The sequence below is a fragment of the Kitasatospora sp. NPDC008115 genome, from assembly GCF_042957205.1.
Classification (GTDB): domain Bacteria; phylum Actinomycetota; class Actinomycetes; order Streptomycetales; family Streptomycetaceae; genus Kitasatospora.
Genome location: NZ_JBIBHU010000018.1, coordinates 1 through 22,003 on the forward strand (window position 1 = coordinate 1; position 22,003 = coordinate 22,003).

21 protein-coding genes are annotated in these 22,003 nt (G+C 75.1%); 12 read left to right on the forward strand and 9 right to left on the reverse strand.

The genetic code is table 11. From position 1 onward, the window contains the following. Window positions 1–175: 175 nt before the first annotated feature. Entirely contained in the window at window positions 176–1,090 is a 915-nt protein-coding gene (locus ACFZBX_RS22420; RefSeq protein ID WP_391535539.1) for a RimK family alpha-L-glutamate ligase, read from the forward strand. Window positions 1,091–1,104: 14 nt separating this feature from the next. On the opposite strand, the gene ACFZBX_RS22425 is transcribed toward ACFZBX_RS22420, so the two are convergent. Continuing rightward, window positions 1,105–2,097 (reverse strand): PHP domain-containing protein, encoded by a 993-nt coding sequence (locus ACFZBX_RS22425; RefSeq protein WP_391535540.1) that lies wholly within the window; start codon window positions 2,095–2,097, stop codon window positions 1,105–1,107. Between the two features lie 113 nt (window positions 2,098–2,210). On the opposite strand from ACFZBX_RS22425, the gene rpmG reads away from it, so the two are divergent. Together rpmG and ACFZBX_RS22435 are read left to right on the forward strand one after the other, a co-directional pair. Continuing rightward, entirely contained in the window at window positions 2,211–2,375 is a 165-nt protein-coding gene (gene rpmG, locus ACFZBX_RS22430) for a 50S ribosomal protein L33 (RefSeq protein ID WP_391535541.1), read from the forward strand. A gap of 78 nt (window positions 2,376–2,453) precedes the next feature. Continuing rightward, the gene (locus ACFZBX_RS22435; RefSeq protein ID WP_391535542.1) at window positions 2,454–3,005 is read left to right on the forward strand and encodes a GNAT family N-acetyltransferase; all 552 of its coding nucleotides are present in this window, start codon (window positions 2,454–2,456) and stop codon (window positions 3,003–3,005) included. A gap of 20 nt (window positions 3,006–3,025) precedes the next feature. On the opposite strand, the gene ACFZBX_RS22440 is transcribed toward ACFZBX_RS22435, so the two are convergent. The 3 genes from ACFZBX_RS22440 to ACFZBX_RS22450 all read right to left on the reverse strand — a co-directional run bounded on the left by ACFZBX_RS22440 (window position 3,026) and on the right by ACFZBX_RS22450 (window position 4,789). After that, complete coding sequence (locus ACFZBX_RS22440) at window positions 3,026–3,451, reverse strand: hypothetical protein (RefSeq protein ID WP_391535543.1); 426 nt, start codon at window positions 3,449–3,451, stop codon at window positions 3,026–3,028. A 187-nt stretch (window positions 3,452–3,638) separates the two neighbouring features. Then, window positions 3,639–4,118, reverse strand: coding sequence for a hypothetical protein (locus tag ACFZBX_RS22445; protein ID WP_391535544.1), 480 nt, complete (start codon window positions 4,116–4,118; stop codon window positions 3,639–3,641). 131 nt (window positions 4,119–4,249) lie between these two features. Next, window positions 4,250–4,789: a hypothetical protein gene (locus ACFZBX_RS22450; RefSeq protein ID WP_391535545.1), complete on the reverse strand. Its 540-nt coding sequence runs from the start codon at window positions 4,787–4,789 to the stop codon at window positions 4,250–4,252. Between the two features lie 259 nt (window positions 4,790–5,048). On the opposite strand from ACFZBX_RS22450, the gene ACFZBX_RS22455 reads away from it, so the two are divergent. Further along, window positions 5,049–7,757: a LuxR C-terminal-related transcriptional regulator gene (locus ACFZBX_RS22455; RefSeq protein WP_391535546.1), complete on the forward strand. Its 2,709-nt coding sequence runs from the start codon at window positions 5,049–5,051 to the stop codon at window positions 7,755–7,757. A 48-nt stretch (window positions 7,758–7,805) separates the two neighbouring features. Here ACFZBX_RS22455 and ACFZBX_RS22460 read toward each other — a convergent pair whose 3' ends face one another. Further along, on the reverse strand, window positions 7,806–8,006 hold the full coding sequence (locus tag ACFZBX_RS22460; protein WP_344344548.1) for a hypothetical protein: 201 nt from the start codon (window positions 8,004–8,006) through the stop codon (window positions 7,806–7,808). Window positions 8,007–8,210: 204 nt separating this feature from the next. Here ACFZBX_RS22460 and ACFZBX_RS22465 point away from each other — a divergent pair, with 204 nt between their 5' ends. The 7 genes from ACFZBX_RS22465 to ACFZBX_RS22495 all read left to right on the forward strand — a co-directional run bounded on the left by ACFZBX_RS22465 (window position 8,211) and on the right by ACFZBX_RS22495 (window position 17,699). After that, complete coding sequence (locus ACFZBX_RS22465; RefSeq protein WP_391535547.1) at window positions 8,211–10,040, forward strand: glycoside hydrolase family 15 protein; 1,830 nt, start codon at window positions 8,211–8,213, stop codon at window positions 10,038–10,040. 44 nt (window positions 10,041–10,084) lie between these two features. Beyond that, complete coding sequence (locus ACFZBX_RS22470) at window positions 10,085–10,483, forward strand: hypothetical protein (RefSeq protein ID WP_391535548.1); 399 nt, start codon at window positions 10,085–10,087, stop codon at window positions 10,481–10,483. Further along, window positions 10,480–11,886, forward strand: a complete 1,407-nt coding sequence (locus tag ACFZBX_RS22475; RefSeq protein WP_391535549.1) for an MFS transporter — start codon at window positions 10,480–10,482, stop codon at window positions 11,884–11,886. Before ACFZBX_RS22470 ends, ACFZBX_RS22475 begins: the two co-directional genes overlap by 4 nt. 210 nt (window positions 11,887–12,096) lie before the next feature. Continuing rightward, window positions 12,097–14,157 carry a discoidin domain-containing protein gene (locus tag ACFZBX_RS22480; RefSeq protein WP_391535550.1) on the forward strand — a complete coding sequence of 687 codons (2,061 nt, stop codon included), beginning with the start codon at window positions 12,097–12,099 and terminating at the stop codon, window positions 14,155–14,157. A 171-nt stretch (window positions 14,158–14,328) separates the two neighbouring features. Continuing rightward, the gene (locus ACFZBX_RS22485; RefSeq protein ID WP_391535551.1) at window positions 14,329–15,519 is read left to right on the forward strand and encodes an MFS transporter; all 1,191 of its coding nucleotides are present in this window, start codon (window positions 14,329–14,331) and stop codon (window positions 15,517–15,519) included. 223 nt (window positions 15,520–15,742) lie between these two features. After that, on the forward strand, window positions 15,743–16,849 hold the full coding sequence (locus tag ACFZBX_RS22490; RefSeq protein ID WP_391535552.1) for a phage tail sheath family protein: 1,107 nt from the start codon (window positions 15,743–15,745) through the stop codon (window positions 16,847–16,849). 307 nt (window positions 16,850–17,156) lie between these two features. After that, on the forward strand, window positions 17,157–17,699 hold the full coding sequence (locus tag ACFZBX_RS22495) for a DinB family protein (protein WP_391535553.1): 543 nt from the start codon (window positions 17,157–17,159) through the stop codon (window positions 17,697–17,699). A 47-nt stretch (window positions 17,700–17,746) separates the two neighbouring features. Here the strand turns inward: ACFZBX_RS22495 and ACFZBX_RS22500 are convergent, their stop codons facing one another. Continuing rightward, on the reverse strand, window positions 17,747–18,478 hold the full coding sequence (locus tag ACFZBX_RS22500) for a dienelactone hydrolase family protein (protein WP_391535554.1): 732 nt from the start codon (window positions 18,476–18,478) through the stop codon (window positions 17,747–17,749). A gap of 266 nt (window positions 18,479–18,744) precedes the next feature. On the opposite strand from ACFZBX_RS22500, the gene ACFZBX_RS22505 reads away from it, so the two are divergent. Then, window positions 18,745–19,776 carry a medium chain dehydrogenase/reductase family protein gene (locus tag ACFZBX_RS22505; protein ID WP_391535555.1) on the forward strand — a complete coding sequence of 344 codons (1,032 nt, stop codon included), beginning with the start codon at window positions 18,745–18,747 and terminating at the stop codon, window positions 19,774–19,776. Between the two features lie 39 nt (window positions 19,777–19,815). Here the strand turns inward: ACFZBX_RS22505 and ACFZBX_RS22510 are convergent, their stop codons facing one another. The 3 genes from ACFZBX_RS22510 to ACFZBX_RS22520 all read right to left on the reverse strand — a co-directional run bounded on the left by ACFZBX_RS22510 (window position 19,816) and on the right by ACFZBX_RS22520 (window position 21,751). Further along, window positions 19,816–20,346: a histone-like nucleoid-structuring protein Lsr2 gene (locus tag ACFZBX_RS22510; RefSeq protein ID WP_391535676.1), complete on the reverse strand. Its 531-nt coding sequence runs from the start codon at window positions 20,344–20,346 to the stop codon at window positions 19,816–19,818. A 188-nt stretch (window positions 20,347–20,534) separates the two neighbouring features. After that, window positions 20,535–20,936: a hypothetical protein gene (locus ACFZBX_RS22515; protein ID WP_391535556.1), complete on the reverse strand. Its 402-nt coding sequence runs from the start codon at window positions 20,934–20,936 to the stop codon at window positions 20,535–20,537. A gap of 83 nt (window positions 20,937–21,019) precedes the next feature. Continuing rightward, window positions 21,020–21,751, reverse strand: coding sequence for a hypothetical protein (locus ACFZBX_RS22520; protein ID WP_391535557.1), 732 nt, complete (start codon window positions 21,749–21,751; stop codon window positions 21,020–21,022). Window positions 21,752–22,003: the final 252 nt, after the last annotated feature.

The window sequence follows — 22,003 nt, forward strand, 5'->3', positions numbered from 1 at the left end:
GGCCGGGGGCCCGCCCCCCCGGGCGGGGGGGGGCGCCCCCCCCCCCGCGCCGGCGGGCCCCCGCGGGGGGGGGCCCCCGGGGGGGGGGCCCCCCCCCCCCCCGGGGGGCGCGGCCCCCCCCCCCGCTTCCGCTCCCGGCGGGCACGTCCGGGCGGGCCGGGGCCAAGCTGGGGGCATGACTGTTGGCAGGGTCGCCCTGGTGACCAGCGAGGCCGGTCTCGCACTCGACGAGGACCTGCCGGCCGTGGTGGCGGCGCTCGGCGAGCGGGGTCTGACGGCGGAGCCGGTGGTGTGGGGCGGTGCGGGCCGGACGGCCTGGGAGCGCTTCGACCTGGCGGTCGTCCGCTCGACCTGGGACTACGCGGAGCGGCTCGACGAGTTCCTGGCCTGGGCCGACGGCACGGCGCGCGCCACCCGGCTGTGGAACCCGGCGCCGCTGATCCGCTGGAACAGCGACAAGCACTACCTCGCGGAGCTGGCCCGGCGCGGGGTCGCCGTGGTGCCGACCCGGTTCCTGGAGCCCGGGTCCCCGGCCGCCCCTGCCGTCCCCGGGGATCCGGGCGGCCCCGCGTGGCCGGACGGGCCGGACGGCGTCGTGGTCAAGCCGGTCGTCTCGGCGGGCGCCGTGGACACCGCCCGGTACGAGGCCGGCCGGTCCGGGGAGGCCGCCCGGCACGCCCGGGCGCTGCTGGAGCAGGGCCGCGGTGTGATGGTCCAGCCGTACCTGCCCCGGGTGGCGGAGGGGGAACGCGCGCTGGTCCTGTTCGACGGCGTCTTCAGCCACGCGGTCCGCAAGGAGCCGCTGCTGACGGAGCCGGGGGTGATCGACAACGACCGCTTCCCGCACCCCGGCGTCGCCGCGTACCGGCCGACGGAGGCGGAGCTCCGCACCGCGCTGGCGGCCCTGGCGGCGGTGCCCTCGGCCCGTCCCCCGCTGTTCGCCCGGGTGGACCTGGTGCTGGACGCCGGCGGGGCGCCCGTGGTCCTGGAGCTGGAACTGGTCGAACCGAACCTCTTCCTGGACGCCGATCCGCAGGGCCCCGGCCGGTTCGCCGACGCGGTGGCGGCACGGGCGCGGGCTGAGCGCTGAGCCGCGACGGGCGCTCAGCGATGGTCCGTCCACTCCAGCAGGCGCGCCAGTGGCCAGGTCGTCACCAGCCGGTCCGGGCCCAGACCGGCCTTCGCGGCGCGCGCGTAGCCGGTGGACTGCCAGCGGAGCTGCTCGGGCGCGTGGGCGTCGGTGTCCACGGCGAACAGGCAGCCTGCCTCCGCCGCCAGCGCCAGCAGGTCGTCCGGCGGGTCGCGCCGCTCGGGGCGGCAGTTGATCTCCACCGCCGTCCCGGACTCGGCGCAGGCCGTGAAGACCTCGCGCGCGTCGAAGCGCGACTGCGGGCGGCCCCGGCCGGTGATGATCCGGCCGGTGCAGTGCCCGAGCACGTCGACGTGCGGGTCGCGCACGGCGGCCACCATCCGGGCGGTCATCGGTCCGGGGTCGGAGCGCAGCTTGGAGTGCACCGAGGCCACCACCACGTCGAGGCCGTCGAGCAGTTCCTCCTCCTGGTCGAGCGAGCCGTCCTCCAGGATGTCGCACTCGATGCCGGTCAGCAGCCGCAGGCCGGGGCGGGCGTTGACGGCGGCCACCGCGGCAAGCTGCAGCCGCAGCCGGTCGGGGCCGAGGCCGTGGGCGACGGTGAGCCGCGGCGAGTGGTCGGTGAGGACCGCCCAGCGGTGTCCCAGCGCGCCGGCCGCCTCGGCCATCACCTCGATCGGGCTGCCGCCGTCGGACCAGTCGGAGTGCAGATGGCAGTCGCCCCGGCTCGCCGTGACCAGGTCCCAGCCGGCCCGGGCCGCCGGACCGCTCTCCTCCTCCAGCCTGGCGAGGTAGGCGGGCACCGCGCCCGCCGAGGCCTGGGCGATCACCTCGGCGGTCACCGGGCCGACCCCGCGCAGCGTCCGGGCGCGGGCCTCGTCCACCGGGCCGGCCGGCAGCGCGCGGACGGCGTCGGCCGCCGTGTGGAACGCCCGCACCCGGTACGGCGAGGCGTCGCGCCACTCCAGGAGGAAGGCGATCCGCCGGAGCGCTTCGATCGGGTCCATGTCTCCAGTGTTCGCCCGGTCCCGGGGCCTGCGCGCGGCCGGGAATGCGTGCGGCGGGGCTCGTGTCGGACGCGGGTGAAAACGATTTCCGTCTCAGATCGGGAGGAATCCCCATGGCCCGCAGCGACCTGCGTCCGGTGATCAGGCTCCGTTCCACCGCCGGCACCGGCTACACCTACGTCACCCGCAGGAACCGCCGCACCAGCGCCGACCGGATGGTGCTGCGCACGTACGACCCGGTCGCCGGCCGGCACGTCGACTTCCGTCAGGAGCGCTGAGCGAAGCCCCTGGTGCGGCTGCGAGGTGCGGCCCCGCGACTCTGGCGTGCGGAGGCGGCGCGGGTCATGATGACCCCCATGGGGCGACCGAGGGGGATCATCGACTGCGGGGACTTCACGCTGCGCCGCTGGCGCGGACTGCCGGACCTCGCGGCCGCACTGGTGCTGTTCGAGGAGTCGCGGGAGCATCTGCGGCCCTGGGAGCACTGGATCACCGGGCACGACGAAGAAACGACCCGGGGCTTCCTCGAACGGTCCGTCGTGCGGTGGGAGGCGGGCGAGGTGTTCAACTACGCCATCGCCGCCGCCGGGGACGGGACCCTGCTCGGGATGTGCCAGGCCTACCGCGCGGCCGATCCCCGGGGGCCGCGGCTGGGGTACTGGCTGCACCCGGACGCCACCGGCCGGGGCATCGCGACCCGGTCGGCGGCGGCGCTGGCCGCCGAGATGTTCACGCTGCCGGGCGTGGAGTACGTGGAGATCGCGCACGACCTGGCCAACGTCCGCAGCGGCGCCGTCCCGCGCCGGCTGGGGTTCGCGGAGGTCCGGCGCGGGCCGCTCTCACCGCCCGCCGCCCCGGCGGACAGCGGGATCGAGGTGGTCTGGCGGCTGGAGCGGCCCGCGGACTGACCCGGGCGGACGGCGCGCGGTCAGACGTGCGGGACGGTCGGGCCGCCGCTCGCCCGGTTCGCGCCGAGCGGGGCGAGCAGGGTGGTGGCCGCCGCCAGGGACTCGGCGAGCCGGGCGGCGGTGCGGCCGGCCTCGTAGAGCTGCTCGCGGGCGTCCCGGGCGGTCCTGGCGGCCGCGAACGCCGCGTCCCCGGCGCCGGCGGAGGCGGAGGCGGAGGCGATCCGGCCGGCCGCCTGCTCGCTGCTGAGGAACGCCTCGACGTGGTCCAGCAGTTCGGGCAGCCGCGCGGTCAGCCCGGCCAGCGCGCCGACGGTCTCGGCCGCCTCGGCGGCGTGCCGCAGGCCGGGCCGGCCGCCCTGCGGGGCGGCGCCGGCGGCGCGCAGCAGTTCGGCGGCCTCGGCGGCCAGGTGGGCGACGGACAGGTTCGGGGGGACGGGCCGGGTCATCGGGTACCTCCTCGGCGGTGGCGGCGGTGCGGCCGGTGGACGCCCGACGGCCCGCCGGAGGCTTCCGACGGACCGTCAGCACCGGCCCGGGAGCGCGTCTTCCCGCGGCGGCGCGTGGTATGCCACCCGGTTCCGGCCGAGGAGTCGAAGAGTCCGAGGCGTCCGAGGCGTCCGAGGTGTCCGGGGCTCAGGTGTCGCCGCCGGGACCGGGCGGCTGCTCGGAGCGTGCCGGTGCCCACCGGCCGGGGGTGGCGTAGGCGGTCAGCGCGTAGATGGCGACGACGTCGATCGCGATGATCGTCAGCGACCAGACCGGGTAGGACGGGACGAAGGACATCTGGGCGAAGGCGTTGAGCACCAGGACCACGACGCCCGCCCACCGGGCCCACTGCGTGCGCAGGGCCAGGACGCCGTAGGCGGCCCCGAGTTGGGCGACGGCCAGGGCCAGCATCACCCAGCCCCAGGCCAGCAGGTCGCCGAAGACGAAGTGGGCGTCCCCGATGAAGACGTGCGAGCCGGCGATGGCGGAGATGCCGTCCAGCGCGTTCAGGGCGCCCACCAGCACCAGCAGCACACCGGCGAAGGTGAGCAGCCCGGACCCGACGTGGTCGTCGGTCGCGCGCGCCCCGGCCGACGGGGTGGCGCCGTGGGGAACGGCGGCGGTCATGATGGCCTCCAGGTGATCCGGCTCCGGGTGCGGGGCACGAGGGGTACGGGGCACGCCAGGTGCGGGGCACGTCCCCGGCCACCACTGCGCCACACCGGCCCGGGCCCGGGGACCACCCGCTGCGGGTGATTTCAGTGCCCCACCGCCACCTTGGCCGCCACGATCACCAGGCCCAGCAGCAGGTTGACCGCGCCCTCGACGAGCACCTGGCGCGGCGCGGCCCCCGCCCGGCGGGCGCCCAGGCCCGCCCAGCCCACCTGCTGGGCCACCGCGACGCCGAGCGCCAGCCAGGCGTTCTCCCCCGTCCCGAGCCAGGGGCTGAGCAGCACCGCCAGGGCGGGCAGCGCCGCGGCCTCGACGATCGGCCACTCGTGCCGCCCCACCTCGCGCACCTGGTGCCAGGTGACCTGGCGGCCGGCCTCGCGCTGCCCGGCGACGTGCGCGTAGACGTGCGCCGCCCAGAACACCAGCCCGGTGACCGCCAGCAGCAGGACGAGCGAGATCCTCGGGTGCGGTCCGCTCGGGCTGGAGGCCGCGATCACGGAGGCCGCGAGCATCGAGCCGTAGACCGCCCCCGCGTAGTCGGTCCGCGCGGCCCGCCCGGGGCCCGCTCCGGGCGGGCCCGGCGGGCCGGGGACGGGCCCGCGGGACGCCGGTCCGGGGTCGGTCACGACGGCCTCCTGCGGGGTCGGTGCCGGGCCGCTCCACCGGGGCCGGCCCTCCCGTCGATCGTCGCCGCCGCTCCGGCGCCCGGCCTCACCCCCGGAGGGTGACGCGGGCCGCGCCCCCGCTCGGATGGCACCCGGCGCCCGGGCCGTACTACCGTCGAAGTGGCGTCTCCCGGAGGCGCCCGCAACGGCGCGCCCGCGGCCCGCCGCTCCGCACCCGGCCGTGCCCTCCCGCACGGCGGAACCACCAGGCGGTGGCCACATGCCGCACACCCGCACCGCACCCGCGAGGCTTCCGAACGGGGACCCGCTGCTGGACACCCGGGTCCGTCCGCCCGGTCCGCCCGCCGCCACCTTCCTGCGCCGCGAGCGGCTGCTGCGCCGGCTCGACGCGGCCGCGTCCCGGCCGGTGACCCTGGTCGACGGGCCCGCGGGGGCGGGCAAGACCCTGCTGGTGGCCGACTGGCTGGCGCGCGGCCGGCTCCCCGGTCCCGCGGGCTGGCTCACCCTGGAGGAGGGCGACAACCAGCCCGGCACCTTCTGGGCGTACGTCCGCGAGGCCCTTCAGGGCGGCGTGCCCGGGCTGCCGGACGAGGTCGGCGCCCCGGCCCGGGCCGAGCACGTCGAGCCGTCCCTGCTGGTGCGGCTGGCCGCCTGGATCAACGCCCGGCCGCAGCCGCTGGTCCTGGTGCTGGACGAGTTCGAGCACATCGACAACCCCGGGCTGACCGGGCAGCTGCACGACCTGGTCCGCCACACCGCCGGGCGGCTGCGGCTGGTACTGGTCGGCCGGCGCGAGCCGCTGCTGCCACTGCACCGCTACCGGGCCGCCGGCGAGCTCGGCGAACTGCACGCCGCCGACCTCGCGCTCAGCCGCGCCGAGGCGGGCGCCCTGCTGGAGCGGCACGGGCTGCGCCTGGACGCGTCCACCGTGGACGCGGTGCACCGGGCGGTGTCCGGCTGGGCGGCCGGGCTGCGGCTGCTCGCGCTCGCCGCCAAGGACGCCGACGACCCCGGCGCCTACCTCCGGCGGATCGACGCCGGGCACGCCGCGCTCTCCGACTTCCTGCTCGCCGAGGTGCTGCGGACCCAGCCCGCGCCCACCCAGGACCTCCTGCTGCGCTGCAGCATCCTGGGCCGGGTCCACCCCGACCTCGCCGATGCGCTCACCGGCCGCCGCGACGGCCGGCGGATCCTGGAGCGGCTGCACCAGGAGAACGCCTTCACCGAGGCGCTGTCCGACGGCTGGTACCGGCTGCACCCGATGTTCGCGGGCATCCTGCGCCTGCACCTGCGCGCCGCCGCGCCGGAGCGGGTCGACGAGCTGCGGGTGCGGGCCGCGCACTGGCTCGCCGACCACGGCCGGCACCGGGCCGCACTGGACCACGCCGCCGAGGGCGGCGACTGGGCGCTGGCCGCGCGGCTGCTGGTCGACGAGCCGGCCCTCGGGGAGCTGGTCGCCGGACGGGACGCCACCCGGCTGTGCGCCCTGTTCTCCCGGATGCCGCCGGCCGAGCGGACCCCGGCCGCCGAACTCGTCCGCGCGGCCCTCCGCCTGGGCCGCGACGACGCGGAGGGCGCCCTGCGGATCGTGGATCGCGTCGAACCCCTGCTGGCGGAGCAGGAGACCCCGTACCACCTGGCGGCCGCCTTCGTCCGCGCGGAGGCCGCCCGGCTGCTCGGCTCGGCCGCGCTCGCCGAGCGCGCCGCCCGCCGGGCCCACGAGCTGGCGGCCCGGGCACCGGCCGAGCTGCTGGACGGCCACCCCGAGCTGCTCGCCCTGGTGGACGCCGGCCTCGGCTCCGCGCTGCTGTGGCACGGCCGGCTCGACGAGGCGCGGGCGGCGCTGGAGCGCGCGGCGCGCGCCGCGCCCTCGCCCGCCACCGCCCGGCTGCGCCACGACGCGCTCTGCCGGCTGGCGCTCATCGACCACCTGCGCGGCCGCTCCGGGCGCGCCGAGCACCGGGTGCGCGAGGCCGACGAGGAGGCCGACCGTTCCAGCCTGCCGCCCGACAGCCGCACCGATCTGCGTGACCTGCTGCTGGCCGCCACCGCGCTGGAGCGCGACGAGCCGGCCGCCGCCCGCAGGGCGCTGCACCGGCTCGCGGCCCGCCCCGCGCCCGGGCGTGATCCGCTGGTCGCGCTCGGCAACGCCGTGGTCGGGGCGAGGCTGGAGGTGTCCCAGGGACGGCCCGACACCGCGCTGCGGCTGCTGGCGGAGGCCCGGGAGCACGAACTCGCCGACCGGCCGTCCGAGTGGAGCCGTGAGCGCCTGGCCGTCACCGCCTGCGCCGCGCACCTGGCGGCGGGCCGCCCGCGAGCGGCGGTGGCGGCCCTGGACGGCGTGCCCACCCGGGCGCCGGACTCGCGCGTGGTGGCGGCCCGGGCGCACCTCGCCGCCGGGCTGGACGAGGCTCAGGCCCTGGAACAGCTGCGTGCCCTGTGCGACGACCCCGCCGTGGGCAGCGCCACCCGTACCCGGGCGCTGCTGCTGCTGGCCCAGTCCTGCGCCGAGCCCGACGGGCCGGACGGCGCCCGGCTGCTGGCGCAGGCGCTCGCCACCGCCGAGCCGGAACGGCTGCGCCGGCCGTTCCGCGAGTGCGCCCCCTGGGTGCGGCGCCGGCTGCGCCGGCGGCCGCAGCTGGCCCTCGCGCATCCCTGGCTGCCCGGCGACCTGCGCCCGGCCGCGCCCGGCCCGGGGCCGCACCCGGACGGCCCGGACCCGGACGGCGGGCCACCGCCCGCCGGGCCGCCGATGGAGCCGCCGACGGAACCGCTGACCGGGCGGGAACGGGACGTCCTGCTGCACGCGGCGCGGATGCTGTCGACCCAGGAGATCGCCGACGAGCTGTTCCTGTCGCCGAACACCGTCAAGACGCACCTCAAGAGCATCAACCGCAAGCTGCTGACGGCCAACCGCCGCGAGGCGGTGCGCACCGCGGCCCGGCTGCACCTGCTCGACGAGCCGTGAGCCGTGAGCCGGGGCCGCGAGCCGGGGCCGTGAGCCTGCTTCTGCGCCTCACTCCGGCAGGCGGTGCAGCTCCGTCACCCGCAGCCCCAGCGCCTGGCAGCGGTTCAGCAGTCCGAACAGATGGGCCTCGTCCACCACGTCCCCGTACAGGACGGTGTGGTCGGGCACGACCCTGCTCTCCATTTCGGGGAAGCCCTCCCTGCGGGTCGTCTCCTGCAGTACGCCGGACACCCGGATCTCGTAGCGCATGGGGCCGGCTCCCTTCGCCTCGACGGTGGCCTCCAGCCTGGCCGCACGGTGCGGCGCGGCGCATCACCCCCATGAGGTGACCCGCCGGTCCGCCGTTCCCCGGTGCCCCGGGCGCTCACCCGCCCGGGGTGATCCACCGCCTGTGCCGCCGCCCGTACGGTGGCGGCGCAGGCAGTTCCCGCCGTCCGCCGAGGGAGCCCCACCATGAGTTCCTACCCCGCGATCGCCGACCACGGCGTGATCGGCGACCTGCAGACGGCCGCCCTGGTCTCCACCGACGGCGACATCGACTGGTGGTGCACGCCCCGGTTCGACTCCCCCAGTCTCTTCGCCTCCCTGCTGGACGACGCCGGGGGCGGCCGGTGCCGGCTGGCCGTCGACCGGGAGGCCGTGCCGGACGCCCGGGTGAAACAGCTCTACCTGGCCGGTACGGCGATCGTGGTCACCCGCTTCCTCGCCCCGCAGGGGGTGGCGGAGGTGATCGACCTCATGCTCCCCGACACCTCGGCGAGCCCGTCCGACCGGCACCGGATCATCCGGGGCGCGCGGGTGGTGCGCGGCCGGGTGCCGTTCGTGCTGGAGTGCCGGCCCCGCTTCGACTACGGCCGCGCCGCCCACCGGCTCAGCCTGCCCGACGAGCACACCGCGCTGCTGCGCTCGCCCGGCCAGGAGCTGTGCGTGCGCACCACCGCCCCGGTCACCCTGCACGCCGACGGCGAGGACGTCACCGCGCGGTTCACGCTGGCCGCCGGGGAGCTGGCGACCGTGGAGCTGACCTCGCTGCCGCCGGGCGGCGAGCCGCCTCCCGCGCCGAGCGACGAGGACGCCCTCGCCGCCTTCGACGCCTGCCGGGCGTACTGGTACGGCTGGCTGAGGTCGTCCAACTACCAGGGCCGTTGGCGGCAGATCGTGGACCGCTCGGCGATCACCCTGAAGCTGCTCAGCTACCGGCCGACCGGGGCGCTGATCGCCGCCGCGACGATGGGCCTGCCGGAGCAGGTCGGCGGCGAGCGCAACTGGGACTACCGCTACACCTGGATCCGGGACGCCTCGCTCTCCGTGCACACCCTGATCGGGCTCGGCTTCCGCGAGGAGGCGCAGGCGTTCCGCCGCTGGGTGCGCGAGCGGATCGAGGCCGCCGGCGCCGGGGGCGAGCGGCTGCAGATCATGTACCGGATCGACGGCGACCCGCACCTGGGCGAGGAGACGCTCGGCCACTGGGAGGGCTACCAGGGCTCCTCCCCGGTGCGGGCCGGCAACGCCGCCGCCGACCAACTCCAGCTCGACATCTACGGCGAGGCCGCCTACGCGTTCGCCGCCGGGGACGGCGACATGGGCGCGCTGCGCGGCTGGGACGCGTTCCGCCGGATGGTGGACTGGCTGACCGAGCACTGGGACCGCGCCGACGAGGGGATCTGGGAGACCCGCGGCGGGCGCCAGGACTTCACCTACAGCCGGCTGATGTGCTGGGTGGCCTTCGACCGGGCCGTGCGGCTCGCCCGCACCCACGCCCGCCCCGCCGACCTGGACCGCTGGAGCTCGGTGCGCGACGACGTCCTGCGCCAGATCGTGCAGCGCGGCTGGAGCCCGAAGCGCGGGGCCTTCGTCCAGCACTACGACACCGAGGTCCTGGACGCCTCGCTGCTGCTGATGCCCAAGGTCGGCTTCCTCTCCCCCACCGACCCGGACTGGCTCTCCACCCTGGACGCGATGGACCGGGAACTGGTCTGCGACAGCCTGGTCTACCGCTACGACCCGGCCGCCTCCCCCGACGGGCTGCGCGGCACCGAGGGCACCTTCAACCTCTGCTCCTTCCTCTACGTGGAGGCCCTCGCCCGGGCGGGCCGGGTCGAACAGGCCCGCTACGCCTTCGACAAGATGCTCACTTACGCCAACCACGCGGGCCTGTTCGCCGAGGAGATCGGCCCCTCCGGCGAGCAACTGGGCAACTTCCCGCAGGCGTTCACCCATCTGGCACTCATCGATGCGGCGCTCGCCCTGGACGAGGAGCTCGACCGCCGGGGCACCGCCTGAGCCCGCGTGCGGCCCGGGCACAGGTCCACGAAAGGAGTCCGGTCATGGCCTCGTCCACCCACCCGGCACGGCCCCGCCGGAACCTGCTGCCGTTCGCGGGTGTCGCGATGATCCTGCTGGCCCTGTTCAACGGGTGGGACGCGATGGCGGCGCTGATCGACTCGCCCGTCGTCACCGGCACCGACCGCTACGTCTTCGGCGACCTGCACAGCCTGGGCTGGGCGGTGCTCGCGCTGGCCGTCGCCCAGGGCCTGGCCGGCATCACGCTGCTCACCGGCGACCTCCCCAGCCGCTGGTTCCCGGCGACGGTGCTGTGCGCCAACGTCTTCGTGCAGTTCGTCTTCGTGGCGAGCTACCCCGCCTGGTCGCTCATGATCATCGCGATCGACGTGGCCGCGCTCTACGCGGTGCTCACCGCGCCCGACGGACGGAGCCGGGAATGACCACCACCGCTGCCGCGAGTCCCGCCCCGGCCGCACGGCGCGTCCTCGCCCCGCTGGCCCTCGCCCAGTTCATCTGCAGCTTCGCGGGCTCCAGCATGAACGTGATGATCAACGACATCAGCGCGGACCTCGACACCACCGTCCAGGGCGTCCAGGTCGCGATCACCGTCTTCCTGCTGGTGATGGCCGCCCTGATGATCCCCGGCGGCAAGCTCACCGACCGCTGGGGCCGCAAGCGCTGCCTGATGCTGGGCCTCGCCGTCTACGGCGTCGGCGCCCTGCTCAGCGCGGCCGCCCCCGGGCTCGGGGTGCTGATCCTCGGCAACTCGGTGCTGGAGGGCGTCGGCACCGCCCTGCTGATCCCCCCGGTCTACATCCTGACCACCCTGCTGTTCACCGGGACGGCCGCCCGGGCCCGCGCGTTCGGCACCATCATGGCGCTGGGCGGCGTCGGCGCGGCGGCCGGTCCGCTGATCGGCGGCCTGCTCACCACGGCGATCGACTGGCGCGCCAACTTCGGCTTCCAGGTCCTGGTGGTGGCGGTGATCCTGTTCCTCACCCGCACCCTGGAGGATCCGCTGCCCGCCGACCCCGGCCGGCCGTTCGACACCGTCGGCGCGGTGCTGTCGGCGACGGGTCTGGTGCTGCTGGTCACCGGCATCCTCGCCGCGGACGACAACACCTGGCTGATGATCGGCCTGCTGGCCGCGGGCGCCGCGGTGCTGGCCGCCTTCTTCGGCTGGATCCGCCGACTGGAGCGGGCGGGCCGCGAACCGCTGCTGGCCACCAGCCTGTTCCACAACCGCGTCTCCAATCTGGGCCTGGTCACCCAGAACGCCCAGTGGCTGGTCCTGATGGGCGTCTCGTTCACCGTCGGCGCCTACCTCCAGGTCGTCCGCGGCTACAGCGCGATCGCCACCGGCGGCGTCTTCACCGCCGCCACCGTGGGCCTGCTGGCCTCCTCGCTCGCCGCCGAGCGGCTGGCGAAGCGGCGCGCCCAGCGCACCCTGATCGTCACCGGCTTCGCCACCACCACCGCCGGCATCCTGGTGCTGCTCCTGCTGGTGCGCGCCTTCGGCGGCGCCTGGGCGTTCGCGCCCGGACTGCTGCTGATCGGGCTCGGCCTCGGCCTGATGCTCACCCCGTCGGTCAACGTGGTGCAGTCCGCGTTCCCGGACAGCCGGCAGGGCGAGATCTCCGGCCTGTCCCGCAGCATCTCCAACCTCGGCTCCTCGCTCGGCACCGCCGTGGCCGGCACCATCCTGGTCTCCGCGCTCTCCCCCAACGGCTACGCGGCGGCGATGATCGTCCTGGCCGGCTTCGGCGTGGTCGGCCTCGGCGCGGCGCTGTTCCTCCCGCACGACCGGCCACCGGGCACCGGGGCCGCCGGGCCGGGGCGCTGAGCCCGGCCGCTGAGCCCGGCCACCGAGCGGGCGCACACGGAACAGCCGTTTCCGTCACGACTATTGACGGAATGTCCAACAGTGGCGATTCTCGTCACACCGAGTATGCGGACGCCGACAGCCGCCCCCGGGGGCGCCGCGGTGCCGCGGACGGCGGGCGTCGGCCGCGTCGTCGGACCGCCCGTCCGTCCCTCCGGAACTGGGGTGCCCATGACCCGACTCCCCCACGCACGCCTGCGATTCGCCACCCTGCTCGCCGCGCTGCTCGCCCTGGTCGCCGCCGCCCTCGCCGCGCCGGCGCGCGGGGCCGGCGGCGCGAACTGGTGGGACCCGGTCGCCCGGCCGGCGCCCGACGCCGCGATCGGCGTCACGGGCGAGCCGTTCACCGGCACCGACGCCCAGGGCCGGGTCCGCGGCTTCGTCGACGCGCACGACCACATCCTCTCCAACGAGGCCTTCGGCGGCCGGCTGATCTGCGGCAAGGCCTTCTCCGAGGCGGGCGTGACCGACGCCCTCAAGGACTGCCCCGAGCACTACCCCGACGGCTCGCTCGCCGTCTTCGACATGATCACCAACGGCGGCGACGGCCGGCACGACCCGGTCGGCTGGCCGACCTTCGCCGACTGGCCGGCCCATGACTCGCTGACCCACCAGCAGAACTACTACGCCTGGGTGGAGCGCGCCTGGCGCGGCGGCGAGCGGGTCCTCGTCAACGACCTGGTGACCAACGGCGTGATCTGCTCGGTCTACTTCTTCAAGGACCGCGACTGCGACGAGATGACCTCCATCCGCCTCCAGGCGAAGCTCAGCCACGACATGCAGGCCTACGTCGACAGGATGTACGGCGGCCCCGGCAAGGGCTGGTTCCGGATCGTCACCGACAGCGGGCAGGCCAGGGAGGTCGTCCACCAGGGCAAGCTCGCCGTGGTGCTCGGGGTGGAGACCTCGGAGCCGTTCGGCTGCAAGCAGGTGCTGGACGTCGCCCAGTGCGGGCGCGCGGACATCGACCGCGGCCTCGACGAGCTGTACGGGCTCGGCGTGCGCAGCATGTTCCTGTGCCACAAGTTCGACAACGCGCTGTGCGGCGTGCGGTTCGACGAGGGCGCGCTGGGCACCGCGATCAACGCGGGCCAGTTCCTGTCCACCGGCACCTTCTGGCAGACCGAGCCGTGCACCGGCCCGCAGCACGACAACCCGATCGGCCTGGCGCCCGCCACGGCGTCCGTGCAGAACCAGCTGCCACCGGGCGTGACGCCGCCCGCGTACGCGGCCGGCGCCCAGTGCAACACGCGGGGCCTGAGCGAGCTCGGCGAGTACGCCCTGCGCGGGATGATGCGGCGCGGCATGATGCTGGAGCTCGACCACATGAGCGTCAAGGCGGCCGGGCGGGCGCTGGACGTCCTGGAGTCCGAGGCGTACCCGGGCGCGATCTCCTCCCACAGCTGGATGGACCTCGGCTGGACGGAGCGCGTCTACCGGCTCGGCGGCTTCGTCGCCCAGTACATGAACGGCGCGGAGGCGTTCAGCGCGGAGGCGCGGCGCACCGACGCGCTGCGCGACAAGTACGGCGTCGGGTACGGCTACGGGACCGACATGAACGGGGTCGGCGGCTGGCCCGGTCCGCGCGGCTCCGGCACCGCGAACCCGGTGCGCTACCCGTTCCGCACCGCCGACGGCGGCTCGGTGGTGGAGCGGGCCACGGCGGGCAGCCGCACCTGGGACGTCAACACCGACGGGGCCGCGCACTACGGGCTGGTGCCGGACTGGCTGGAGGACGTCCGGCTGGTCGGCGGGCAGGACGTGGTCGACGACCTGTTCCGGGGCGCGGAGTCCTACCTGACCACCTGGGGCGCCTCCGAGCGGCACCGGTCCGGGGTGAACCTGGCCGCCGGCGCCTCGGCCGCCGCCAGTTCCGCCGAGTGGAACCCGTTCACCGACTACGGGCCCGGCCGGGCCGTCGACGGCAGCCCCTCCAGCCGGTGGGCCAGCGACTGGAGCGACGACCAGTGGCTGCGGATCGACCTGCCCGCGACCACCCTGGTCGGCCGGGTCACCCTGGACTGGGAGCGGGCCCACGCCCGCGCCTACCGGATCGAGGTGTCCACCGACGGGGCGGCCTGGCGGACGGTGTGGTCCACCGCCTCCGGCGACGGCGGCCTGGACACCGCGCGCTTCCCCGCCGTCCCGGCGCGGTACGTGCGGATCCACGGGGAGCAGCGGGCGACCGGGTGGGGGTACTCGCTGTACGAGGCGGGCGTCTACCGGGGCTGACCTGCACCGTTCCTGACCCTGACCGGTTCCGGCGATTCGCCGGGACCGGTCTTTTGCATGCGCGGGAACGACCGGTGCGCGGACATTATGCGCTTGCATATATCTAGCGCCTGCAATTATTGTCAGCACACGCAAGGAGCTCACTCAAGCAATCCAGAAGGGTGGAGCCCAGTGCCCCTCGTCCTCCTCGCCCTGGCCATCGGCGCCTTCAGCATCGGCACCACCGAATTCGTGATCATGGGCCTGCTCCCCGAGATCGCCGCCGACTACGGCGTCTCCATCCCCACCGCGGGCCTGCTGGTCACCGGCTACGCGCTCGGCGTGGTCGTCGGCGCACCACTGATGGCCGTCCTCGGCACCAGGGTCAACCGCAAGCGGATGCTGATGCTGCTGCTCGGCCTGCTGGTGCTCGGCAACGCGCTGTCCGCCGTCGCGCCGGGCTTCGGCGTGATGCTGACCGGCCGGGTGGTCGCCTCGCTCGCCCACGGCGCGTTCTTCGGCATCGGCTCCGTCGTCGCGGCCGACCTGGTCGCCCCCGACAAGAAGGCCGGCGCCCTCGCCACCCTGTTCGCCGGCCTCACGGTCGCCAATGTCGTCGGCGTCCCGCTCGGCACCTTCCTCGGCCAGGGCGTCGGCTGGCGCGCCACCTTCGCCGTCGTCGCCGCGCTCGGCGTGGTCGGACTGATCGGCATCGCCCGCCTGGTGCCCGAACTGCCCCGCCCCGAAGGCGCCCACCTGCGCCGCGAGCTGGGCGCGTTCCGCAACCCGCAGGTGCTGCTCGCGATGACGATGACCGTGCTCGGCTTCGGCGGCGTCTTCGCCGCGATCACCTACATCGCGCCGATGATGACCGAGGTGACCGGCTACTCCGAGGGCTCCGTCACCTGGCTGCTGGTGCTCTTCGGCGCCGGGATGTTCCTCGGCAACCTGGTCGGCGGCCGGTTCGCCGACCGCAGCCTGATGCCGATGCTCTGCACCGCGCTCGGCGGCCTCGCCGTCGTGCTCGCGCTGTTCACCCTCACCGCGCACAACAAGGCCACCGCCGCCGTGACCATCGTCCTCGTCGGCGCCCTCGGCTTCGCCACCGTCCCGCCGCTGCAGAAGCGCGTCCTCGACCAGGCGCACGGCGCGCCGACCCTCGCCTCGGCCGTGAACATCGGCGCCTTCAACCTCGGCAACGCCCTCGCCGCCTGGCTCGGCGGCCTGGCCATCTCCGCCGGCCTCGGCTACACCGCGCCCAACTGGGTCGGCGCCCTGCTCGCCGCCTCGGCCCTCGCCCTGGCCTTCTGGTCCATCGCCCTGGAACGCCGCTCCCCCGCGGCCGCCGCGCCCACCGCAGCGCCCGTCCCGGTCCACCACTGACAACAGGTGGCGGCGCCTCGGCCTCCGCTTCCGGGAAGGGCAGCTCCAGGGCCCGTTCGCCGGGCCGGTCACCCGATGAACGGGTTGTCCAGAGGTTTGCGAAGAGAACACTCGATCGCATGACATTTCTGACGCCCCATCACTTTCCTCCCTACGCTCGCGCTTGCGGGTGGTTCCGGCCACCCGCGTTCTGCTGCCTTCCATCAACGTCCAAGGAGCCAGGATGCAGAGTGGGGTTCGGATCATCGCGGGCGCGGGAACGTCCACGGCGGCGTTCGTGGCACCGCTGAAGAGCGGCGCGGCGGAGCCGAGGCCCGTACGCGGCTGGCAGGACTTCACGCGGCTGTACCCGGTCGGCGCTGAGGGCGGCGGCGAGGGTGGCGGTGAGGCCGGTGCGAATCTGGCCGAGGCCGTGTACGGGTTCTTCGCCAACGGCGGCACCGAGTGCTACGTGGTCGGCACGGGCGGTGGCACGCCGACGGCCTACACCGCCGGGCTGACCGCATTGGAGGCGGTGGCCGACGTGAACATCGTGGTCGCTCCCGACCTGTGGCAGGCCGAGAGCGAGGCACCGGCGATCGCCAAGGCGATCGCCGGCCACTGCGCGCGCCTCGGCAACCGGATGGCGCTGCTGCACACCGAGCAGGGCGCCTCGGCAGCGGACGCGGTCAAGACGCCCGCGCTGTTCGGGCTGGACGACACCGAGGCGCAGTTCACAGCCGTCTACCACCCCTGGATCGAGGTGCCCGGCGTCGACGGTACGGCCCGCACGGTTCCCGCCTGCGGCCACATCGCCGGGATCTGGGCCCGCACCGACGCCGAACGCGGGGTGTTCAAGGCCCCGGCGAATCAGAACGTCCGGGGGGCGACCGCGATCGAGAAGGCGCTGACCGACGACGAGAACGGCGAACTGAACGCGGTCGGGGTGAACTGCCTGCGGGTCTTCCCCGACCGCGGGCTGCTGGTGTGGGGCGCCCGCACACTGTCCACCAGCCGTGACTGGAAGTACCTGAACGTCCGGCGCCTGGTGAACCACCTGACCGACTCGATCCGGGCCGGCGCGACCTGGGCCGTCTTCGAGCCGAACGACGAACGCCTCTGGGCGAGCCTGCGCTCGGCGGTCGCCTCGTACCTGAGCGATCAGTGGCGCCAGGGAGCACTCGTGGGCAGGACGCCGGACGAGGCGTTCTACGTGATCTGCGACCAGACCAACAACCCGGCCGAGCGGGTGAAGGCCGGCCAGGTGGCCATCGACATCGGCATCGCCCCCATCCGCCCCGCGGAGTTCATCGCCTTCCGGGTCGTCCAGGAGGCCGGCACCGGCCAGTAGCCGCGTCGAGCGGCGTTCGGGCGGTGCCCGGCCCGTCAGTAGTCGGGCAGGTCGAAGAGGGTGGCGGCGCAGAAGACCTCCGCCGCCTCCGGCCCGGGCTCGTCGAAGCCGCCGAAGGAGTCGGGATCCTCCGTGGCGCCGGCGGTCCACCGGCGCCGCTGTCACCCCGCCGACAGCTCACTGACAGCCCGTCAGCGTTGCACGCTCCCCCGGAGTCGAGGACAGGATCTGACCTACATGCCTCCTACTGTGGATCACGTCGGACGGCAGCGGCCGCCGGCACCGGAGCTTCCACGGAGGAACAGCCATGAGCGAGACCGCGACCACCACCGCCCCCGCCGTCACCGGCGAGCGGAGCGACCTGCTGGCGCAGCTCGCCACGCAGCGTCAGTTCCTGCGCTTCACCACGCGGGACCTGACCGATGAGCAGGCCGCGCTGCGGACCACCGCCGGCGAGCTGTGCCTGGGCGGTCTGATCAAGCACGTCGCGGCGGTCGAGGAGTCCTGGGCAGGCTTCATCCTCGAAGGCCCGTCGGCGATGCCCGACTTCATGAACCTGACGCAGGCCGACCTGGACCAGCGGGCCGACCAGTTCCGGCTGCTGCCGGGCGAGACCCTGGCCGGCGTTCTCGACGCCTACGAGGAGGTGGCCCGGCGCACCGACGCGCTGGTCGCCTCGCTGCCGGACCTCGACGTCACGCACCCGCTGCCCGAGGCGCCGTGGAACAAGCCCGGTGTCCGCTGGTCCGCCCGGCGGGTGGTGCTGCACGTCATCGCCGAGACGGCGCAGCACGCCGGCCACGCCGACATCCTGCGGGAGTCCCTGGACGGCGCCAAGACCATGGGCTGAGCGCCGCCCGGCGCGCGTCCTGCGGCGCGCGCCGGGGGCGGTGCCGGTCAGCCGAAGTGGCGGGCGAAGAACCGCAGGGCGCCGGTCAGTTCGAAGGCCGGGAGGCCGCCGTGCGGGCCGGGGTTGGCGTGCAGGGTCTTCTCGGCGGAGCCGAGGGCCTCGAACAGGGCGAGGCCGGCCTCGCGCGGAACCCGCTCGTCGTCCCACTGGAGCAGGAAGTGCACCGGGACGGTGATCCGCGCGGCCTGCCCGGCGGAGGCGAGCGCGCCCCCGAGGCCCAGGACCGCCGCGCGCACCCGGGGTTCGGCCGCGACGAACGGGACGCCGAGCCCGCATCCCAGCGAGACGCCCCAGTAGCCGACGGGCCCGGCGCCGACGTGGTCGAGCCGCTGGACGGCGTCCAGCACCGCGCGCCATTCGGGGACCGTCCGGCGCGCCACCAGGGCGTGGAACTCCGCGAGCAGCGGCGCCGGTTCGGCGCCGGCCTCGATGCGCGCCCGGTTGGCGGTGGCGATCCGGTCGTACTCCTCCTGCACCGGCCGGTCGCCGTGGCCGGGCACGTCCGGTGCGACCACCGCGAAGCCGCGTTCGGCGACGAGCCGGTGGGCGCGCTCCAGGACGGCGGGGGCCTTCTTGTGCTCGCCGCCGCCGTGTCCGAGCAGGATCAGCGGGCGGGGGCGGGCGGGACCGTCCGGGGTCCAGAGCGCGCCGGGGGTCTCCCCCAGGACGAAGAGCTGCTCACGGATGCCGTCGGACGAGGTGTCAGTGGTGAAGCGCATGGGCGGTACGAGCCTTCCGGGGTGCCTGCTCCGGGCACTCCCGGGCCATGCGAGGGAGGGGTGCCCGACCTGTCACAGCGTTGATCGGTCCCACCTCCTCGGTTCGCAGCGGCGCACGGCGGAGTGGACGGTACCACGGGGCTCGTCGGCCGGGCAGTCGAGTTAGAGGGTCTCACTGAAGTTGTTGACACTCACGGCAATGCGGAGTTAGAACTTATAACGAGCGCGAGAACGCGAAATCCTCTACCGAGAAGGAGGGCGCGGCCATGAGTGACCAGCGTCTGCTCCAGGTCGTCCTGCCGGGTGTGGTGGCTCCGGAGGGGCTGGAACTCCGGTACGGCACCGTGCCCCCGGCCGGCCGGGGGCAGGTCGTGGTCGGTGTGGAGGCCACCGGCGTCTCCTTCGCCGAGCAGCAGATGCGCCGCGGGCGGTACTACGACCAGCCGGCCTTCCCCTTCGTCCCCGGCTACGACCTGGTCGGCCGGGTGCTGGCCACCGGCGAGGGCGTGGACCCGGCGCTGGCCGGACGGCGGGTGGCCGCGCTGGTCAAGATCGGCGGCTGGGCCAGCCATGTGGCGCTGGACGCGGCGGACGTGGTGCCGGTGCCCGACGGCCTCACCCCGGCCGAGGCGGAGACCGTGGTGCTCAACGGCATCACCGCCTGGCAGATGCTGCACCGGCTGGCGAGGGTGCGCGCCGGGCAGACCGTCCTGGTGCACGGCGCGAGCGGCGGCGTCGGCTCCGTGCTGGTCCAACTGGCCCGCGCGGCCGGGGCGTCGGTGATCGGCACCGCCTCCGCCCGCAACCACGACGAGCTGCGCGGGCTGGGCGCCGTCCCGGTCGACTACCGCGAGGGCGACGTGCCCGCCCGGGTCAGGGAGCTGGCCCCCGGCGGGGTGGACGCGGTGTTCGACCACGTCGGCGGGCGCAGCGTGGTCGACTCCTGGCGCCTGCTCGCCCCCGGCGGCGTCCTGGTCGCCTACGGCAGCGCCTCCACCCGGGACGACAGCGGCTCCAGGACGTGGCCGGTGCTGAGGGTCCTCGCCCGCACCTGGGCCTGGAACGCCCTGCCGAACGGGCACCGCGCCCACTTCTACAGCATCTGGGCCGGCCGAATCCTGCGCAAGGACGCCTTCCGTGCCCGGCTGCGGGCCGACCTCACCGCGGTCTTCGGCGCCGTCGCCCGGGGCGACGTCATCGCCCGCGTCGCGGCCGAACTCCCGCTCACCGACGCCGCCGTGGCGCTGCGCCTGGCCGAGTCCGGCACGGTCAGCGGCAAGGTCGTCCTGGTCCCCTGACGGGCACACGGAGCCCCGGCCGCTCGAAGGGCGCGGTGGTCACTGTGCCGCTTCGTAGGCCTCGCGGACGGCCGCCGGGATCCGGCCCCGGTCGTTGAGGAGGTGACCGTTTTCCCGGGCCCAGTGGCGGACGGGGTCGTCGGCCGGGCGGGGAGCGAGCCGGCGGGCGCGGGCGGGTCCGTTCCAGTCGCCCGTGGAGACGCCTTCCAGCCGGTCCGCCGTCTCCTGGAGGAAGGCGGACAGGGAGGGGTGCTCACCCTCCTCGGGGAGTTCCCCCTCGCGCCAGGTCCCCACGGCGCCGGTGCGCGTGTCGACGAACGTTCCGTAGCGGCCGTCGCGCTCCGCGACGATCGGCAGCCACTCCCGGCGCCAGTGCGGGTGGCCGGGGACGTCGGACGGCTCCGACTCCTCCACGGCCATCCTGTGGCCGTGGACGCGCTCGATGTCGGTGAGGCCGAGCAGGAGCCGTCCGTCGGGGACGACACCGTCCAGGCCACCCGGGCACGCTCCGGCGTCGATGTCGATCGCCGGCAGCCACTGGCGCAGCCCGTCCGGCAGTTCGAGGCCCATGCGCTCCGCGGCGGCGTCGACGGCCGCCGGGTCCCCCGGGCCGCCGAGGGCGGCCGGCACGCCGGGGTCGTGCCGCTCCAGCCAGGCGGTCACCCGGCCCCACGCCCGCCGGACCTCGGCTGCCTCCGACGTCGGCGTCGGCCGATCACTCACGTACGGTCTCCGGTTCGCTCGGACTCCGAGGGCGCTCAAACCCCGCGCTGGAGCGGACCGTTCGCGGCGAGGTGCTCGCGGGCGGCCGCCAGGCGGCGGGCGGCCGTGCCGAAGTGGTGCGAGACCAGCGGCAGCACGTGCGGGTCCAGCCTACGGGTGAAGGCCTCGGCCGCCTCCAGCGGCGCCGTCGCCCGGAGCAGCAGCTCCGCCGTCCCCGCGCCCTGCGCGCCGGGCCCGGACGCCTGGAGGCCGGCGGCGGTGCGGCGCAGCAGGATCAGCGCGTCCTCGGCGTCCGGCGGCCCGTCCGGGAAGTCGTGTCCCCACCAGGACAGTTCGACGGTGACCGCGTTCAGGTGCGCCTCGCAGCGCCGGAACCACCAGGCGGTCCACGAGGCGGTCAGGTCGGCGGTCTTCGGGCTCATGTTGTCACTCGGCACAGGGCCGATCATGTCCCACGAAGTCCGCCCGCAGGCGGGTATTCCGGAAAAGTCGGCCTTTCCGGTGTCAGCAGCCGCAGGTGTCAGCAGCCGCGGGTGTCGGCGGGCAGCACCAGGCCGGCCGTCACCAGGCGGGGGCCGGTGACCCGGATCTGCTGGCTGTACGGGCCGGTGGGCGCGGGGCTCGGGGCGACCAGGTTGAGCCGCTCCGGCAGTTCGGTGTCCGCGACCGGCGCTCCGGTGTGCACCACGGACAGCACGCCGGAGCACGTCGCGGTGGCCGGGGGCGTACTGCCCGGGGCGACGCCGTTGGCCGGGCCGAGCGGCACCTCGACGGTGTCCAGCGGGCGGTAGGAGTAGGACGGCCGCCCGGTCGCCCCGGCACCGTAGTTGGACAGCCGCACCGCGAAGCGGGTGATCTTGACCGGGACCGGCGCGCAGAACCGCTTGGTCTCCTGGGTGTCCAGGTGCAGGCCGTCCAGCGACATGTAGACGCCCAGGTCGATGATGCGCAGTGAGCCCGGGAGGCGGACCAGGTAGCCGCTCAGCTCCGTGTCGCCGAGCAGCGCCGGGTCGGCGCAGGTGGCGGTGGGCGAGGGGGCCTCGGTCGGCGTCGCGTCCGGCGACGCGGTGTCCGAGGCGGCGGAGGGGCTCTCCGTCGCGGACGGCGTCACGGACGCGCCGCTCGCCGCCGTCGACGGCGCACCGGCGGCGTCCGCCGAGGAGGACCCGCCCGACGAGCAGCCGGCCACTCCCAGTGCGGCGGCCGCCGCCACCGCGAGCAGCTTCGCCCCGGACCGGCCCGGATACCTCACACCCATTTCCCCGCCTTTCCTGGATCGAGGCCGATGATGCCAGAACTCGGCTCAGGGGAAGGCCAGTTCGGGGAAATCCTGATCTCCGGAGCGGGTCCGCGCACCCGCACCCACGAAGGCTTCGCACCGGAGGGGGATCACCGCCCGCCCCCTCAAGGCGGCATGAGCCCGACAATTCTTTCGGCCATCCGTGCACGAGGTCTGTTCGCCGTCACAACACCCCCCTAGAGTGGGCCGCGCCCCTCCACACGT